The sequence below is a fragment of the Flavobacterium enshiense genome, assembly GCF_040750275.1.
In the GTDB taxonomy this organism is placed as follows: domain Bacteria; phylum Bacteroidota; class Bacteroidia; order Flavobacteriales; family Flavobacteriaceae; genus Flavobacterium; species Flavobacterium enshiense_B.
The window spans coordinates 41,763-59,220 of record NZ_JBDOCV010000004.1 but is presented as its reverse complement, the minus strand read 5'-3'; the positions used below and the strand labels follow the sequence as shown (position 1 = coordinate 59,220).

At 37.9% G+C, this 17,458-nt stretch carries 17 protein-coding genes; 5 read left to right on the top strand and 12 right to left on the bottom strand.

Annotated features, from left to right (window positions below):
* The first annotated feature begins 69 nt into the window (after nucleotides 1–69).
* Nucleotides 70–1,803 carry a T9SS type A sorting domain-containing protein gene (locus ABGT15_RS06895; protein WP_367230700.1) on the top strand — a complete coding sequence of 578 codons (1,734 nt, stop codon included), beginning with the start codon at nucleotides 70–72 and terminating at the stop codon, nucleotides 1,801–1,803.
* A gap of 73 nt (nucleotides 1,804–1,876) precedes the next feature.
* Nucleotides 1,877–3,610 carry a T9SS type A sorting domain-containing protein gene (locus tag ABGT15_RS06890; RefSeq protein WP_367230699.1) on the top strand — a complete coding sequence of 578 codons (1,734 nt, stop codon included), beginning with the start codon at nucleotides 1,877–1,879 and terminating at the stop codon, nucleotides 3,608–3,610.
* A gap of 553 nt (nucleotides 3,611–4,163) precedes the next feature.
* On the opposite strand, the gene ABGT15_RS06885 is transcribed toward ABGT15_RS06890, so the two are convergent.
* From ABGT15_RS06885 to ABGT15_RS06870, 4 genes are all read right to left on the bottom strand, one after another.
* Nucleotides 4,164–5,435 (bottom strand): transposase, encoded by a 1,272-nt coding sequence (locus ABGT15_RS06885; protein WP_367230698.1) that lies wholly within the window; start codon nucleotides 5,433–5,435, stop codon nucleotides 4,164–4,166.
* A gap of 281 nt (nucleotides 5,436–5,716) precedes the next feature.
* Complete coding sequence (locus tag ABGT15_RS06880) at nucleotides 5,717–5,908, bottom strand: hypothetical protein (protein ID WP_367230697.1); 192 nt, start codon at nucleotides 5,906–5,908, stop codon at nucleotides 5,717–5,719.
* A complete protein-coding gene (locus ABGT15_RS06875) occupies nucleotides 5,898–6,152 on the bottom strand; it encodes a hypothetical protein (RefSeq protein WP_367230696.1) in 255 nt (84 codons plus the stop codon). Before ABGT15_RS06875 ends, ABGT15_RS06880 begins: the two co-directional genes overlap by 11 nt.
* 17 nt (nucleotides 6,153–6,169) lie before the next feature.
* The gene (locus tag ABGT15_RS06870) at nucleotides 6,170–6,928 is read right to left on the bottom strand and encodes a hypothetical protein (RefSeq protein WP_367230695.1); all 759 of its coding nucleotides are present in this window, start codon (nucleotides 6,926–6,928) and stop codon (nucleotides 6,170–6,172) included.
* Between the two features lie 281 nt (nucleotides 6,929–7,209).
* Between ABGT15_RS06870 and ABGT15_RS06865 the strand changes: the two genes are divergently transcribed.
* Nucleotides 7,210–7,413: a hypothetical protein gene (locus ABGT15_RS06865; RefSeq protein WP_367230694.1), complete on the top strand. Its 204-nt coding sequence runs from the start codon at nucleotides 7,210–7,212 to the stop codon at nucleotides 7,411–7,413.
* A 48-nt stretch (nucleotides 7,414–7,461) separates the two neighbouring features.
* Here the strand turns inward: ABGT15_RS06865 and ABGT15_RS06860 are convergent, their stop codons facing one another.
* The 8 genes from ABGT15_RS06860 to ABGT15_RS06825 are packed head-to-tail and all read right to left on the bottom strand — an operon-like array spanning nucleotide 7,462 to nucleotide 16,065.
* Nucleotides 7,462–9,006, bottom strand: coding sequence for a serine hydrolase (locus ABGT15_RS06860; RefSeq protein WP_367230693.1), 1,545 nt, complete (start codon nucleotides 9,004–9,006; stop codon nucleotides 7,462–7,464).
* An 18-nt stretch (nucleotides 9,007–9,024) separates the two neighbouring features.
* Nucleotides 9,025–9,813 (bottom strand): TrmH family RNA methyltransferase, encoded by a 789-nt coding sequence (locus ABGT15_RS06855; RefSeq protein ID WP_367230692.1) that lies wholly within the window; start codon nucleotides 9,811–9,813, stop codon nucleotides 9,025–9,027.
* Between the two features lie 31 nt (nucleotides 9,814–9,844).
* On the bottom strand, nucleotides 9,845–11,176 hold the full coding sequence (locus ABGT15_RS06850; RefSeq protein WP_367230691.1) for a DUF58 domain-containing protein: 1,332 nt from the start codon (nucleotides 11,174–11,176) through the stop codon (nucleotides 9,845–9,847).
* Nucleotides 11,176–12,186 carry an AAA family ATPase gene (locus ABGT15_RS06845; RefSeq protein WP_367230690.1) on the bottom strand — a complete coding sequence of 337 codons (1,011 nt, stop codon included), beginning with the start codon at nucleotides 12,184–12,186 and terminating at the stop codon, nucleotides 11,176–11,178. The genes ABGT15_RS06850 and ABGT15_RS06845 overlap by 1 nt, the downstream gene beginning before the upstream one ends.
* 29 nt (nucleotides 12,187–12,215) lie before the next feature.
* Nucleotides 12,216–13,415: a DUF4350 domain-containing protein gene (locus tag ABGT15_RS06840; protein WP_367230689.1), complete on the bottom strand. Its 1,200-nt coding sequence runs from the start codon at nucleotides 13,413–13,415 to the stop codon at nucleotides 12,216–12,218.
* Nucleotides 13,415–14,167, bottom strand: a complete 753-nt coding sequence (locus ABGT15_RS06835) for a DUF4129 domain-containing protein (protein ID WP_367230688.1) — start codon at nucleotides 14,165–14,167, stop codon at nucleotides 13,415–13,417. The genes ABGT15_RS06840 and ABGT15_RS06835 overlap by 1 nt, the downstream gene beginning before the upstream one ends.
* Nucleotides 14,148–15,101: a hypothetical protein gene (locus ABGT15_RS06830; RefSeq protein WP_367230687.1), complete on the bottom strand. Its 954-nt coding sequence runs from the start codon at nucleotides 15,099–15,101 to the stop codon at nucleotides 14,148–14,150. Before ABGT15_RS06830 ends, ABGT15_RS06835 begins: the two co-directional genes overlap by 20 nt.
* Nucleotides 15,085–16,065, bottom strand: a complete 981-nt coding sequence (locus ABGT15_RS06825) for a stage II sporulation protein M (protein WP_367230686.1) — start codon at nucleotides 16,063–16,065, stop codon at nucleotides 15,085–15,087. Before ABGT15_RS06825 ends, ABGT15_RS06830 begins: the two co-directional genes overlap by 17 nt.
* A gap of 21 nt (nucleotides 16,066–16,086) precedes the next feature.
* On the opposite strand from ABGT15_RS06825, the gene ABGT15_RS06820 reads away from it, so the two are divergent.
* Together ABGT15_RS06820 and ABGT15_RS06815 are read left to right on the top strand one after the other, a co-directional pair.
* Entirely contained in the window at nucleotides 16,087–16,830 is a 744-nt protein-coding gene (locus ABGT15_RS06820) for an RDD family protein (protein WP_367230685.1), read from the top strand.
* Nucleotides 16,830–17,432 (top strand): trimeric intracellular cation channel family protein, encoded by a 603-nt coding sequence (locus ABGT15_RS06815; RefSeq protein WP_367230684.1) that lies wholly within the window; start codon nucleotides 16,830–16,832, stop codon nucleotides 17,430–17,432. The genes ABGT15_RS06820 and ABGT15_RS06815 overlap by 1 nt, the downstream gene beginning before the upstream one ends.
* The last annotated feature ends 26 nt before the right edge of the window (nucleotides 17,433–17,458 follow it).

Below are 17,458 nucleotides of genomic sequence, written 5' to 3'. Positions count from 1 at the left end.
TTTATTTAGTACTTTTAGTGTCATTGCGAGCGAAACCTAATGTAGCGCGGCAATCTAAACCTACAACCTATGAAAAAACAACTACACACAATTTTAGTGCTTTTAATAGCGCTTACTGCTCACTCTCAAACCTGGCAATGGGGAAAACGGGGGGGGAGTACCGATAATTTGTCTACATTGGGTGGTGATAGGCAAGAAGAAGTAATAGATATAGTTACAGATAGTCAGAAAAACATTTACGTGTTAGCACCAGTTGGTCAGACACTTTTAAATATTGACGGTAACCCTAAAACCAATTATGGAGACAGCAGTTCCAAAACAGATTTAGCATTGAGTAGTTTTAGCTGTGATGGAACATACCGTTGGTCCAAAATTATTGGTGGAGGTTCGGTAGAAAGAATTACTAATATTCAAATTGATAATCAAGACAATGTTTATATTGCTGGACGGTTTGCAAGTTGTTCAGCGCCTTATTATGCGCGTATTGACAGTGATGTGATATTGAATACGTATACTTCAGCAAGTTGTAAAACTTTGTTTATAGCCAAGTACAGTAATAACGGAAACCTTTTATGGTTTAAACAGCCACAACCTTTGGTAACACAAGCTGTAGCCACAAGTCAGACAGGACATCGCTTTTTTGCAATCGATACAACAGGTACTCTTAATTGGTTTGTTTCTATTCCTTCGGGGACTTATGCAGATGGTGCTTTTATAAACAGTATGTCTGGTAGTAATTTATTTAACTTTAAATACGATGCGAATGGTAATTTTATTAGTGCCACTCATTTAGATTTACAATTAACAAGTAATTTTGGTTTAAATGCTATCTACAGTCATAATCCGTATAACGGAAATTTTTATATTGCCAGTAGTAATACTGGAGGAAGTGGAACAGCTACTGTTGCAGGGCAAACCATAACGCATGCAGCCTTTTTAGCCTGTTTTAATGAGCTTGGACAATTTCAATGGAAAAAAGAAAGTACAAGCACTTCGCCAGCATCATTACGTTTTTACAATTTGCAATTCGACTCATCAAACAATCTATACATAGCCGGAAAAATTTCTGGTGCCACAGAATCCTTTTTGGGGCTTACAGCAGGATCGGGGATAAACACTCCTTTTATTATCAAAACCGATGCAACTGCCGATACGGTATTTTGGAGTACTCGACACAATTACAACGGTTCCTATATTTACGGTGCTATAGCTTTAAATGGCAATGAAGTAGGTCTGGCAGCATATTGCTTTGAACCAACATTCACTTGGGGTTCTCAAACCATTTTTGCTTCCAACACCAACGAAGGCACAGAAGTCATGCTGGCCCGATTTAACAAAGACACTGGAGACTGCTTAGGCTTGCACAAAATTCCCGGTAACGTAAATTATGACGATTACGGCACCGCCCTAACCGTAGACGCTTCCGGCGATTACATTTTAGGTGGAGGTTTTGGTAACCAACTAACCATCAACGGCAACACTTTGCAAAATGCCGGTACCCAAACTGATTTTTTCATAGCGAAGTTCGCCACTTCGGTTTGTTCGCCATTAAGCAACGAGGAGTTTCATTTAAACGAAATCAAAGTTTATCCTAATCCGGTAAAAGACAACTTGTATTGGCAAGGTGAAACCGGCTGGACTAGTTATGAAGTCTATTCGCTTTTAGGTCAAAAAGTTGCGCAAGGGAAGATTGAAGTTGGTCAAAATCAAATCAACATCAGTCCTTTAACCAAAGGGATTTATGTGTTGAAATGCTCGGATAATTCTGGGAATGACAAGGTGTTTAAGATTAGTAAAGAGTAATATGATAAAAAAAAATATGCAGCCTGAACTAGCTTATGCTGAGTGAAATCGAAGCAAAAACAACCTACAACCTATGAAAAAACAACTACACACAATTTTATTGCTTTTAATAGCATTTACAACGCACTCTCAAACCTGGCAATGGGGCAAGCGGGGTGGTAGTACCGATAATTTATCGATAACTAGCGACGATAGATGGGAAGAAGTAATTGACATGGTTACTGATAGCCAAAAGAATATTTATATTTTGTCACCAGTTGGCCAAGCGCTTTTAAATATAGATGGAAATCCCAAAACCAATTATGGTGACAGTAGTTCCAAAACGGATTTTGCCTTGAGCAGTTTTAGTTGTGATGGGACGTATCGTTGGTCTAAAATCATTGGAGGAGGTGGTATTGAAGACATTGATGGAATTGAAATAGACAATCTGGATAATGTTTATGTTTCCGGAACATTTAAGAGCTGCTCTTCCCCGTATTATGCCCGCATCGATAGCGATGTGATTTTAAATACCTATACTTCTGCGAGTTGTAAAAACTTATTTATTGTCAAATATAGTTCAGCTGGAAACATTCTTTGGTTCAAACAACCCCAAGCTTTGGTAACACAGGCTGTTGCTAATGGGCAAACCCTTTCAAGAGGTTTGGTTACAGATAATATCGGAAATAGTTATTGGTTGTGTTATTTGCCAACCGGCACTTATGCAGATGGAGCTTTTGTAAACAATATGTCGGGAACAAATTTATTCATATTAAAGTATGATACTAACGGTAATTTTATAAATGCTACTTATTTCGATGTGCAATTGACAAGCTGGTTTGGCTTGAATTTGAAGTTTTATCGTAATATAAACACAGGTAATTTTTATATTACTAGTTTTAAATCAGATGCAACTTCTACGGCAGTATTAGGTGGTCAGACCGTTGCAGGTTCAGGTTTTATAGCGTGCTTTAACGAATTAGGGCAATTTCAATGGAAAAAAGAATCTACGAATACTACGGCTGGAGCTTTTAGGTTCTATGGCTTGAAATTCGACTCATCGAACAATCTATACATAGCCGGAAAAATTTCTGGAGCCACAGAATCATTCTTAGGGCTTACAGCAGGATCCGGGATAAATACGCCTTTTATTATCAAAACCGATGCAACTGCCGATACGGTATTTTGGAGTACTCGTCACAATTACAATGGCTCTTATATTTATGGTGCCATAGCTTTAAATGGCAACGAAGTTGGTTTGGCAGCATATTGCTTTGAACCAACTTTTACTTGGGGTTCTCAAACCATTTTCGCCTCCAACGCTAACGAAGGCACAGAAGTCATGCTGGCCCGATTTAACAAAGACACCGGAGCCTGCTTAGGTTTGCACAAAATTCCCGGTAACGTAAATTATGACGATTACGGCACCGCCCTAACCGTAGACGCTTCCGGCGATTACATTTTAGGCGGAGGTTTTGGTAACCAACTAACCATCAACGGCAACACTTTGCAAAATGCCGGTACCCAAACCGATTTTTTTATAGCGAAGTTCGCCACTTCGGTTTGTTCACCATTAAGCAATGAAGAGTTCAATTTAAATGAAATAAAAGTTTACCCTAATCCGGTAAAAGATAACTTGTATTGGCAAGGCGAAACCGGTTGGACAAGTTATGAAGTCTATTCGCTTTTAGGTCAAAAAGTTGCGCAAGGGAAGATTGAAGTTGGTCAAAATCAAATCAACATCAGTCCTTTAACCAAAGGGATTTATGTGTTGAAATGCTCGGATAATTCTGGGAATGACAAGGTGTTTAAGATTAGTAAAGAGTAATATGATAAAAAAAAATATGCAGCCTGAACTAGCTTATGCTGAGTGAAATCGAAGCAAAAACAACCTACAACCTATGAAAAAACAACTACATACAATTTTAGTGCTTTTAATAGCATTTACAACGCACTCTCAAACTTGGCAATGGGGAAAACGAGCTATTGCTCAAAATCGGGAGATTTAATATGTTTAAAATCTCAAACCAGCAATTTTTCAATCTCAAATTTATTTGATCCAGTTAAAATCCAAATTCTTTTGTTTCGTTAAAGAATTTGTCATAATAAATTTTGTTTAGTGTATAATACACGAATATAACTATTTAAATTTTGCCTATTAAAAAGACACCCCAAAGCGTCTTTCATTTCCTATTCCTCCAACTAATATTATACCCACGATACTTCTAGCCCATCATAGCCCTCCACTTTCCACAATCTTTTTGTAAAAACGTGTTCCGTATAAGGAATTGTGTCTGATAATGAAGGTTTTTTTAAAAAAAAGGCCTTTAATTTTAAAGCTTGCCGTAGGTTTTCCGGCGGCAGGTCTTTCTTTTAAACAATTAGTAACATTTTTTACATCGGTTCTTATTGTTTTGTTTCTGTCTAAACTTTTTCTGTGCTTTTAAGTGAGAATTGTATTGTGAAATACATATAGGTTTTCCATTGAAGGTTTCTTCTGGGGTATTTCCGGATAAGGATTGTTGTGGGCGTACCGTATTGTAAATTTCAATATCTTCTGCTAGAGCATTTTCTAATTGCTTCCTGTTTTCAAGCATACGAGGCAATAAAAATTGATGCTTGATAATTTTATTGAAGGCTTCGATTTTAGAATTTGAAAAAGTTATGTCTTTTTGAGCTATCTGATGGATGATATTGTGGTTTTGGATAAACTGATTCACGGTATTGTTTACATTTTCAATTCCACCATCAGTAATAAATCGGATTTCACTTTTAATGGAAATTTTTGAATAGGCATTCTGAAGTAATGACCTAATTGCTTTTGGATTGGAAAAATCTTCAATTGTATAGCCTAAAACTTTTTTTGAATAATGATCTAATAAAATATGAAGATAATGCCTTGTACCATCTTTTGTTTTCAAAATAGTAACATCAGCGCACCAAATTTGATTAGGTCTTGAACTGATGAGCGAATCATATTTTGGTTTTAAGCGTAAGTGTCGGCTACTGTATCCGAGCAGCTTGGAATATTTGTAAAATGTAGTTAAGCAAAACCCAAAATCTCTGTTTCGCAAACCTAAATAATATAAAGAGGATTTTGACCAATATTGGGATGAACCATTTTCAAAATACGTTTTGATTGTGTCGATTTCTTTTTTTACTAACTGCTGAGGGTAGGTTTTTAGGCACCAATTAAAATAAGAAGGGACACATTTGTTTAAAACCAGTGTTTTGTAATTTTGGTATGTTGCCCTTGAGATATTAAATATTTTAAGAGCGTTGTCAAGAGAAACAATAGACTTTACTTGTTCAATTGTTTCTACTATTTTTTCTTTACTATGGGTGATTACATTTTTTATTCCACGTGTTTTACCAACAATGGAATGATACGTTTCGGATAATTTAAAATAAACGTCAAGAACTTTTTTGGCATGTCTTGATTGACCAGTCTGTTTTATAAGTTCTAGTTCCTCTTTGATAAATTTTGCAACTTCACAACCTAAATATTTAGTATCGGTTTCGTTAGCCCATCTATGAATATTGGTTCTTGGTATTTGAACTTTAATTTCTTCGGGCAGATTATTGTAAAGTCCTAACCTAATATAGTGTTTTACGCTGGTGTCCCAGGAAATTCGGTTGTTTTTATAAGGCATTCTTGATTTTTTTTGTAAATGTATGAATCACTTTTACATTTTAAAGGGGAGCAACTAGTAACGAAAATATAATAAATTTAACTAAAGAATGTTTAGGAATTAGAAGTATAACATGAATTTGGAAAATATCAGCTACGACACTAATTAAGCGGATTATAAATATTGCAGCTCATTGCAAACCGTCTATTATCAGGAACGGGAAAATTTACGAAGTGGATGAAATGAAAAAGCTTATTAAAAGAAAGAAAAAGCCCAAACGTATGGGTTTGGGCTTTTTTAAATCAATAATTTTTTTGTTCTTTTCTTTGTTTACGAATAGTATGTTTTAGTAATAGTGAAACAATAAAACTAACAATGGCACCTAAAACAGCCAATGAAACTGTTTTAATAACATCTGCCGATGTGATATTAGGAACAATGCTAAAAAGAGTTCCGCAAACAACACAGGTTAATAAAGGGAAATTAGTTGTCATAAGTTTGAACTTTTTTAGGTTTCTTTTTTAGTTGGAGTTTTTCATCATCAACTGTGATTTGGCTTACTGCAGATAAAACACTTCCAGCTACTGCAACATATCCGCTAACTGTAACAATAACAGCAGGTAATGATACAGGTGCTGTTGCAATGACACCGCTTACAGTTAGTAGTGCTAGTCCAACACTGCGTAACACTTTAAAAAACTTAGGGGTGGGCGCTTTAGCCCTTTCAAGTACATTCATAAAATTATATTTTAAATTTAAACACCACTGTCTACTGCCACAATCGATAAAGGATTAAAGGCTCCATTCTTCAAAGAATACATTTGTCCGTTAACTTCCTGATAAAACTCAATGCCTAAAGCCAGAAACAAAGGTTTGGTCGAGTTAGGAGTAACCATATTTGTTTGACTGATGGCAGTTGTAGCGGTAGCATTCCAAGGTAAAATGGCCGTTTCAGATGTAGCTACTACGTAGGTTTCATTCTCGAAATCTATTTCTGCGCCACCGGAAAGAATTTTGTAATGTGTCGTCCCGCTTGGTGCTACAACCATGTTGGTTGGAATAAATGGTGCAATATCTGTTTTTAATGCTCCGGTAACCCGGTCAATTGTAGGAACAATAGGAGCAAATAAAGTAGTGCCTAATTTGCCTCGAATATTAAATTCAAAACCTAAAAGCAATTCAGCTTCTCCGTCAATTACATTACGAAGTCCTCTAGGGCTGGTGGCATCTGCCTGTATTACCTTCATCATGCTTTGGGTTAAACGGCTAACCATTCGGTGATCGGCGGAGTTTATAAGTAATGGTCGCAAAGCTGTACGTAACACCTTTCCGGCTTTACCGGCTCTCCCAAATTCCGACCCATTCTCTCTTGTGCGTTGAAATGCAGGATCACTGGCAATTCTTTTGGCGTCGATACCGCCCTTTTCACGTACGAGATACCCATCACCCGATTTGTAAAAGGTAACATCTCCTATGGTACCTTTAATTTTAAATATGCCTTTTTGTCTGGCCATAATTTTCTTTTTTAAAGATTAATAAAATGCAATACGCTCAATCGTAATTCTGTTGCAACATTTTTTTGATTGATTCGAGAGCAAATTTGAGGTTTAATCAACTTAAATTTAAGTGAGAGGTTCAGAAGGGTTATAACTGTACAAACATGTCCTAAAAAGAAAAAAATCGTCATTATTCATTCATAACAGTCGCTTAAAAGCGATGTGATTTTTATATAGTTTTGCAACGCAACAAGAAAGAAAAGAAAATAACAAAGCCTGGTAAAAGCCATAGATAGTATATGAAGATAGTATCAAAAAGAGCCTGTATTTATCCCAAGGATATTCAGAATATAACAGGAAAAAGTTATCGTCAAAGCACAAGATTATTTAAAAAAATAAAAGACGATTTAAACAAATCAGATAAGGCTTTTGTAAGTATAGAAGAGTTTTGCCGGTATACAGGCCTACAATATGAACATATCGCATCACATATTGTTGGCTAAAAGATATTTTAAATAAAAAAAGCGCTCATTTTGAGAGCGCTTTGCAGTTTATTTGATCCGGTTAAAATCCAAATCCTGAAAATCATAACTGAAATCCGTCAATGGAGAAATCGGTTTCATTTTGATATTGGTGGCATTCCCAAGAGTATCGAAGGTGATAAACATAAAAGCATCAGCATCAAAATAGCGGTTAAACCATTTTACAGCATAGGTATTGTCTTTGTAGAAGAATATTTCACCGCTTAGTTTCGGTGAACGTTTCGAAGTAAAAAGCAACTTGCCTTTCTTTTCCGAAATAGTAATTTCCCCCAACCAGTTGTCAGCGTAAGTACCGATTAGTTTTGTATTGTCGATTTTCAGTTTTTTGTCCAGTTTGTTTTTGGTTACAGCGGTCCAAACTTCTCCGGTTACTTTATCGGCTTCCGAAACACTGGCCTGCATTTGTTTACTGTATTTCGCTACCCAATCTTCGTTTTGAACGCCTAAATAGCTGTCTTTAATCGTATTGGAAATAGCATTGAAAGCCGCGCCTGATTGTTGGTTGGTTAATACCACAATACCAAGTTGTAATTCTGGAATCATGATGGTTTGGGTAACGATACCTTCTAAACCGCCGGTGTGGGAAACCTGTAATTTTCCTTTGATATCTTGTAACTGCCAGCCTAATCCATAGGCTCTGAATAAAGTGTTGTAAGGTGCTACGCTACGGTTTGGCTGTAACGTTTGGGGTGTCCACATTTCAGCATGTTGTTTGGCACTGAAAAGCTGTTGGTTGTCACCATATTTTCCTTTGTTCATCTGCACCATCATCCATTTACTCAAATCATTTACGCTGGAATAAATACCGCCGGCAGCATCCATAATTCGGCTTTTGTAACGGGTAACTACTTTCAGTTTTCCGTCAATCGGAACATGTGGCACGATGCTATTGGTGGTATCTTTCAAACGTGACCAGGTGCCAACGCTGTTGTTCATCTCCAAAGGTTTCATGATTCGTGTTTCTACAAATTCGGCCCAGGATTTTCCGCTTACACGTTCAATGACTTCGCCTGCAATTACATACAGCAGGTTGTCGTAATCGTATTTGGTTCGAAATGCCGAAACGGGTTTAAGATATTGGATATTGTTGATGATGTCTTTCGGGGTGAAATCATGTCCGTCAGGCCAAATCATTAAGTCACCGGCACCCAATCCTAAACCACTGCGATGTGTTAATAAATCGCGAATGGTAAATTCATCCGTAACGTACTCGTTGTACATTTTGAATTCCGGAATGTGTTTTTTTACCTTATCGTCCCAATTCAGTTTACCTTCATCTGCTAAAATAGCCAAAGCAGCAGCAGTAAAAGCCTTACTGTTAGAGGCAATACCGAATAAGGTATTTTCATCCACTTTTTGTTTGGTGAGGATGGATTTTACGCCGTACCCTTTGGAGTGAATCACTTTCCCGTCTTTTACAATCGCAACAGCAATTCCCGGAACGTCAAAGGTTTTCATGGTTTTTTCTACTAAAACATCAATTTCCGGCGAAGTAATTTGTGCCGATAATCCAAAACTGATGAAAAGTGCTAGTATAGAAATTCTGAAATTCATAAGATTATGGTTTAGGTATTAAAAGCCGCGTTGTCTTTTAGCTTCAAAAATTAAGATAGCAGCCGCTACCGATACATTCATAGAATCGATTTCACCCTGCATCGGGATAATGATGTTTTTAGTGCTGGCAGTTCTCCAGGCTTCGGTTAAACCGGTCGCTTCGGTGCCTACCACTAATGCGGTTGGTGTGGTGTAATTTTGGGTATGGTAAAAAGTCGAATCCTGTAACGTGGCACAGTAAATCGAAATGTTCTTTTCTTTCAGGTATTCAATTACCTCCTCGGTTGATCCCACAGCAATTTGTCGGGTAAACAAGCAACCCACGCTGGAACGCACAATGTTTGGGTTGTACAAATCGCTTTTTGGATTGGCAATAATCACCGCGTCTAAATTCGCTGCATCCGCCGTTCGTAAAATGGCGCCGATGTTTCCCGGTTTTTCAGTGGCTTCGGCTACCAAAATCAATGGGTTTTCGGATAATTGTAAATCGGATAATTGAAGCGATTTGGTTTTAGCAACCGCCAAAATACCTTCCGTAGTGTCGCGATACGCTAATTTCTGATACACTTCTTTGGATATTTCAATTAGTTCTGTTTTTTGACGGGTTAACTGACGGATTTCATTCTCGGAGATCAATTCCGGTAAAAATAAAATCGTTTCCAGTGGATAACCGCCTTTTTGTGCCAGCATGATTTCGCGTTGCCCTTCAATCAGGAAAGTACCGGTTTGTTTTCGGGTTTTCGCTTTTTCCTGAAGCTGAACTAAAGATTTTATATAGGGATTCTGAACGGATGTGATTTGTTTCATGCTACAAAATTAAGCGTTAATTCGAAAACGATTACAAAATTCCGCGTGCTTTAATTTCTAGATACTTGTTAATGGTGTCTAAAGTCAGGTTTTCGGGTTGGGTAAGCACCGAATAGATGCCGTATTTTCGCAATTCGTTTACAATTAATCGCTTTTCGAAAGCAAATTTTTCGGCAATGGTTTGGTCGTAAATATCCTGAATAGTGGTAGCTTTTTTATGGATCAGTTCGTTAAGCTCCGTATTGTTGAAAAACACGACTACCAGCAAGTGGTTTTTGGCAATTCCTTTCAAATAAGGTAATTGGCGGTGTAATCCGTCTACCGTTTCAAAATTGGTATAAAGTAAGATTAAGCTTCTGTGGTTGATGTTCTTTTTGATATCAACATACAAACGGCTGTAATCGCTTTCAAAGAAATCGGTTTTGATGTTGTACAGATTTTCCAGAATCAGGTTCATTTGCGACTGACGACGCTCTGCAAGCACTCTGTTTTCCACTTTTTTCGAAAAGGAAAACATTCCGGCTTTATCCCCTTTTTTCAGGATCACATTGGCCAAAACCAAACTGGCGTTAATGGAATAATCCAGCAAACTTAAACCGTTAAAAGGCATTTTCATAACGCGGCCTTTGTCGATAAGCATGTACACCGTTTGGGATTTTTCATCCTGAAACTGGTTTACCATCAACTGATTGCGTTTAGAGGTGGCTTTCCAGTTCAAAGTGCGGATGTCATCACCCTGAACATATTCTTTAATCTGCTCAAACTCCATGGTATGGCCAATGCGGCGTATTTTCTTCAAACCATAGTTAAATAAATGATTGGAAAACGCCATCAGATCATACTTACGCAATTGCACATAAGACGGGTAGGTGGGTACCATTTGATTGTTGGCAAACGTAAAGCGTCGGGCAACCAAACGCAAGGGTGAGGCAATATAAACATTCAGTTTTCCGAAGAAATATTCTCCTCGTTCGGTCGGTCTTAAATGGTAGTGAAATTTATCTTTTGAATTGGCCGCGATTGTTCGTTTAATTTCAAAATTCCTAAGCTGAAACTGAAACGGTATTTCGTCAATAATCTTAGCAAAAACAGTAAAAGAATACTGATTGCTGATTTTAATGAGTATGTCGTTCTCGTCTCCGTTGGACAGTTTTTCAGGGATATTCCGTGAGGCTTTTACTTGTTGTTTTGTAGCAAACAAAAGCAAAATGTCAATAGCGGTAACTGCCAGAAAAATGAACAGGAGTAACCAGACAACTTTGTACAGGCTCGGAAAAAAATAAGCAAAAACAAAGCCTGCCATAATGCCCATGAGCACATAGAAAAAGAGATTGTTTAAGTATAATCGTTTAAAAAACTGCATTAGCGCGGAATTTCTACGGTATCAATAATCTGACGGATAATTTCGGTTGAGGTAATGCCTTCCATTTCTCTTTCCGGCGTTACCACCACACGGTGCTGTAATACAGGAACGGCCGCATCTTTGATGTCTTCCGGCGTTACGAAATCCCGTCCGCGTAAAGCAGCAAAACCTTTGGCTGCGTTTAAAATAGCAATCGAAGCACGTGGCGAAGCACCTAAATACAAAAAGGCGTTTTCACGGGTGTTCATCACAATTTTGGCAATATATTCCACCAAATGGCTTTCAATCATGATTTGTTTTACCAGGTTCTGGTAGTTTCCGATTTCATGTTTGGAAAGAATCTGACGGATATGGTCCAGTTTGTTTTTATCCTGTAGCGCATTTTCTTTTTGAAGAATATGGATTTCTTCCTCAAGATTCGGGTAACCAATACTGATTTTAAAAAGAAAACGATCCAATTGTGCTTCCGGTAAACGATACGTCCCTTCCTGTTCAATTGGGTTTTGCGTGGCAATTACCAAGTAGGGCGTGTCCATCGGATAGGCTTGGCCATCAACGGTAATCTGACGTTCTTCCATCACTTCGAAAAGAGCGGCCTGAGTTTTGGCCGGGGCACGGTTGATCTCGTCAATCAGTACGAAATTGGAAAAAACCGGTCCTTTCTTAAATTCAAACTTCGATTTCGACAAATCAAAAACAGAGGTTCCGATGATATCCGAAGGCATTAAATCCGGTGTGAACTGAATTCTGCTGAAATCTAAATCCAGGGTTTTTGAAAGTAATTTCGCGGTAATGGTTTTGGCAACGCCCGGAACACCTTCCAAAAGCACGTGTCCGTTGGATAAAACCGCAACCAAAAGCTGGTCAATCATTTTGTGTTGTCCAACAATTACAGTTCCCAGTTCGGCTTTAATTTCGTTCACGCGCTGTAAAAGCGGTGCCAGATCGATTCGCGTTTCGAAATTTACACTTTCGGTTTGCGGGGTGTGGTTATTTTCAAAAGTATCCATATTACTTTACGTTATCTGTGGTTGTTTTTTTATTTGTTTTTATTCAGTTTTTCGATTGCTTTACTGATTTCAATCACATCGTTTTCAGTGCTTTGCAGGTTGTTTCGGTGTTTTTTGATCAGAAGGACAACATGCTCAATTGCGTTTCTGTCTTTTCCGGTTTTCTGATGCAATCGGTTTACAAAGACTTCGTCAAGATTAAAGGTGTCAATCAAATAATCGTTTCGTACTTTTTCAAGAAAATAGATGATTTTTTTATCGATGATATTATGATGATTGCCTTCTTGCAGGTATAAATTACCAATGGTTTTGGTGAAATCAACTGTTGTATTGGTTAACGGCACTTTTTCCGGAATGATCCGCTGACGGCGTTTGGCATTGAAAATCATGAAGGTAAGCATCCCCAAAAGAAAAAGGTACCATGCCCATTTTAAGGCCGGTTGGCTCAAAATATAACGCATTGGTGATTGGGAAATGGTTTCGTTCTGATAGTTGTGTGCCTGCCATAAAACCGTTCCTTTAGGGAGATAGGCTAAGAGTGCTTCCGTATACTGGTGATTGCTTTTGTGTAACAAATTGTAATTAGTGAAAGCTGTCGGTTGGGTATGTAAAAAGATTTGCCCGTTTTGGTAGGGCACGCGAATAAAGTTCACATAATCCCGGTTTTCATAATGTTGTTTCCCAAGAATCGTGGTTTTTGAACTGTCTATTGTGTTGAAATAGGTATTGCTGATGCCTTTGGTTAGGAATAAAGGTTTAGGCATCAATGTTTTATCGGTAAGGTCAACTTTTACGCTGTCGCCGAAGAAATAACGGTTTTCAAAATCCATGTTCAGGGAATCCATTAGGCGTTCCGGGAAGGATTTCATGCTGAGGAAAGCCGTATTGCCTCGTTTTACAAAATACAGCAGTTCATCGGTGGAAGCATCATCAAAAGAATTTCCTTCGTTGATAAAAAGCAGGTTACCTTTAACACTGTAGGTCGAATCATCATAACTGAACTTCGGATCCAAATATTCGTAAAGCGTGGTGCTGTAGCGTTCAATCTTTTCATTAGGAAACAATTTGTCAATCTCTTTATTGAATACAAACAATCCTAACGGAATTTTGTCAGTAGTAGCGTAGGTTGGTGTCCAGTCGATGGGTTTTGGACGGTTCGCATCCACAAAAATAATCCCGATAATAATCAGCACGAGAATAGCGATGTATATTTTCAGTGTTCTGTTCATTATAGGGAATTAATGGTTTTGATGAAGGCTTTTTCGGCTTTCTCGAATAAAATCTGGTCTACAACAAATTCGCCATACCAGCTGTAATCGTAGATATAGGACAAATACTGAAAATCGTCTTTAAGGGATTGCCTGTTAATTTCGTACAGATAATCGGTATTGGTTTTTTCAATATCCCATTCGATGATGCCGTTATCCGACATTTTTTTAAGCAGCCACAAATAATAATAGCGTATGGAAAGACGGTAATTGTCTGCTTGTTTGCTTTTTTCGATGATGACTTTAAAATCGATGGCATGGATGTCTTCCTCGTGAATTTCGGAGGTGATGATTTTCTTTTTTGACGATTTTCCGAAAATCCATTTGCCTTCTTTGTTCAGGATGGCTTTCACGATAAGATAAACCACAAAAAGCACTACCAAAACGGCTATTGTTTTGATTGCAATTCCCCAAATTGAGCTGTCGCCTTCACCGCCAAAAGAGAAAATACGATCCAGCCAATACGCCAGCCATTGTTTAAAGCGGTCCCATTTTGAGGTGTCTTTTACAACGGCTTCATACACAAAGTCTTCCGTGCGGTAATCGTTTTGAAAATGTTCGCGGAATTTTTTGGGATGAACATCCTGTTCAGAAGTAAATTCAACTTCTTCTACCAATTCAGGAACTACGGAAATACTGTCCGATTGCCCGAAAACGGCAACAGAAAAAAAGAAGGTTATATAAAGGATAAACTTATTCACTTGGTGTTCCAATCAAATCGATTTCACTTTTTTGTGTATTGTTTTCGTTTTCTTCCCGAACACTGTAATATATAATGCCTTGGTTTACCAAAATAAAGTTCTGCAAAACGAAATTCATCAAAATGGATAAGGTCATGGTAACGCCAAACATAATCATAAAGAATGAAAATTGTTCCGGTTGTAATTGATTTCCATCTTGATTTTCGAAAGAAGTAAATAAAGAAAAAATCCCAATAAAGTAAGGAATCATCGAAACAATTCCCACAACAATCTGAACAATCATGTACATGACAACGGTAGAACCCACACAGGGCCAAAACTTCTGTTTTAAGAGTTTAAAGCCGTTTCCAAGCGAATCGAAATAACCATTGTCAGTTGAAATATAATCGTAAAAACTCAAGGAAAACCAGCTACCGAAAGCCGGAATGAGAATGAAAAGCAAAGGGATTCCGATGAGAAGGAACACCAATGCAAAACTCAACAGCATTACAATGGCCATAACCGGTATCATGATGAAAAGCGAAGCAATAAAAAAGATGAAAATTTTACCAATTTTACTTTTTATCATTGTAATGATTTCACTGGTTTCAAAGTTTGATTTTTTCTCCAGCAGTTTCAGATAGGCCACAGGGTAGGAGTAACTTAAAAGGCTCAGGAAAATAGCGGCTAGACCGGTCAAAACAGCCAAGCCGATTATTAACGGAAGATTGTCACTGATATAAAGATCCATATTGCTGTCGATGTTGCCAATTCCGGCATTGGGATTGGAGAACATGCCTTCGAAAAAGATTTTCATCAGTAAATAAACCAAGATTAAAAGCACTAACAAAATTCCACCGTTAATGATGAAATAGTTGCGGTAATAATGCTTACCGTGCATTTTGAAAAAGGTAAAAGTATCGCCTACCAATTCACTGAAATTTCTTTTTTTAAAGAGCTGAAACATGGTTTTTACGGTGTTTTCGGTTAACAATAAAAGGGTAAACAATAAAATAATAAGATATGATTGCCAAAGTGCCCAGAATAACCAGAACATTTAAAAAACGAGGCATATCTATGGAATATCGGGTGATAAACCCTTCCAGGAATCCCGCAGCTACGGTAAAAGGCGCTGTGCTGAGGAAAATTTTCAAACTGTTTTTGAATCCGATTTTAAACGAATGCAAACGCGAATAGGTTTTGGGAAACAGGATGCTGGCACCTAAAATAAAACCACAGCCGGCTTCCACCACCATGCCGAAAATTTCCATGGCACCATGAATCCAGATACCGCGTACGCTTTCCCAGAATACATTTTGATCGTAAAAAAAATACTGGAACGAACCCAACATGATGGAATTCTGTATCAAAACGAAAAAAGTACCGATTCCGAAAAATATACCGTAAATGTAGCATTTGGCCCCTACGATTAAATTGTTTAAGGTGATGCCGATAAAACTGCCCCAGTTGCTTCCGCCTTTGTAAACGGCAACAGGATTTCCTTTTTCGATGTTTTCCAAAGTCATGTTTACATACGCATCGCCCATAATCAGGCGGACAAATGCTGCATCATTGTGCGCGGAAATCACTCCGATTCCCACACAAAGGAAAAACAACAGAAATGCATAAAGAATGTATCGTCGGTACTCATATACCAAAAGTGGTACTTCGGTTTTAAAGAAATAAACCAAGCGGTTAGTCTCTTCTCTTTTGGTTTTGTAAATCTTCTGGTAAATCTGAGAAGCCAGGTAGTTCAGGTACACTACGGTTTTACTTTTAGGGTAATACGTTTGCGCATACGACAAATCATTCACCAAATGAATGTACAAACTCGCTAATTCATCGGGATTTTTTTTAGCTTTGCCAAAAATAGCCTGTTCAAATTCAAGCCATTTTTCCTTATTTTGTTTTATAAACGCAACTTCTCTCATAAAGAGGCTAAAATATAAAATATGTCAGAATTATCGATAACTACAACTCAAAATGTGAACATAAATTTTACAGCAGCTTCTGTAGGCGATCGACTTGTGGCGCAACTCCTTGACTTAGCGATAAAAATTGCTTACGTAGTGGTGGTCTATTCTGTGTTTTTCTACTGGATAGGCTTAAACGATTACCTAGATTCCGCCGATACTTGGTCGGTTACAGCAATTGTAATGTTGTTCGGATTACCGGTAATTTTTTATTCGTTGGTGCAGGAAAGCCTTATGGAAGGGCAAACGTTCGGAAAAAAAATAATGAAAATTAAAGTCATCAAAATAGACGGGTATCAGGCCAGCTTTGGCGATTACCTTATCCGATGGCTGTTCCGTCTTATCGAAATCAGTATCGGCAACGGAATCATCGGATTGATTGCGATGGTAGTCAGTAGTAAAAATCAGCGACTAGGAGATATGGCAGCTGGAACAGCGGTAATTTCATTGAAGAACAACATCAATATCAATCATACCATTCTTCAGGAAATCAATGATGATTATGTGCCAACTTATCCGATGGTGATTAAATTGTCCGATAACGATGTCCGCATTATCAAAGAAACGTATGAAGCCGCACTGAAAAACAAAGATTTTAAGCTGATTTACAAATTAGTGGAGAAAATCGAATCGGTTACCGGCATAAAACCGCAACAAGCCTACGATTCGGAATTTATTAAGGTGGTACTGAAAGATTACAATTACTATACCCGCAACATGTAATGTTTGAACTGTTAGATATATTAGGAACCATGGCCTTCGCCGTTTCGGGGGCGCTTACGGCTATGAATAAAAAACTGGATCCGTTCGGGGTTTTTATTATTGCTTTTGTAACTTCAGTTGGAGGCGGAACGCTTAGGGATGTTTTAATCGGCAGAACGCCAGTGGGCTGGATGCTGAATTTGAATTACGTATACGTTATCATTTTAGGTTATTTTTTGGCAGTGATTTTCAGAAAGAAACTCGACAGGTTTCGAACCTCGATGTTTTTATTTGACACGATTGGTTTAGGTGTTTTTACTTTAATCGGTCTTGAGAAAGGTTTGGAAATCAATTTGCACCCGGTTATCTGCATTGCTTTAGGAACGATGACGGCCTGTTTCGGAGGGGTTACTCGCGATATTTTATGCAATGAGATTCCTGTAATCTTTCGCAAAGAAATTTATGCGACTATTTGTATTGTTGGCGGGGCTTTTTTCTTTTTGATGAAAGCGCTTAATCTGCCTCAGGACTTACTTTACCTGCTTACATCGCTTTTAATCATTGCTATCCGTCTGATGGCGGTTATCTTTCATTGGTCGTTACCGGCCTTGGAAAGAAAATAGTCTGATTCGGTTATTAGTTGAAACTT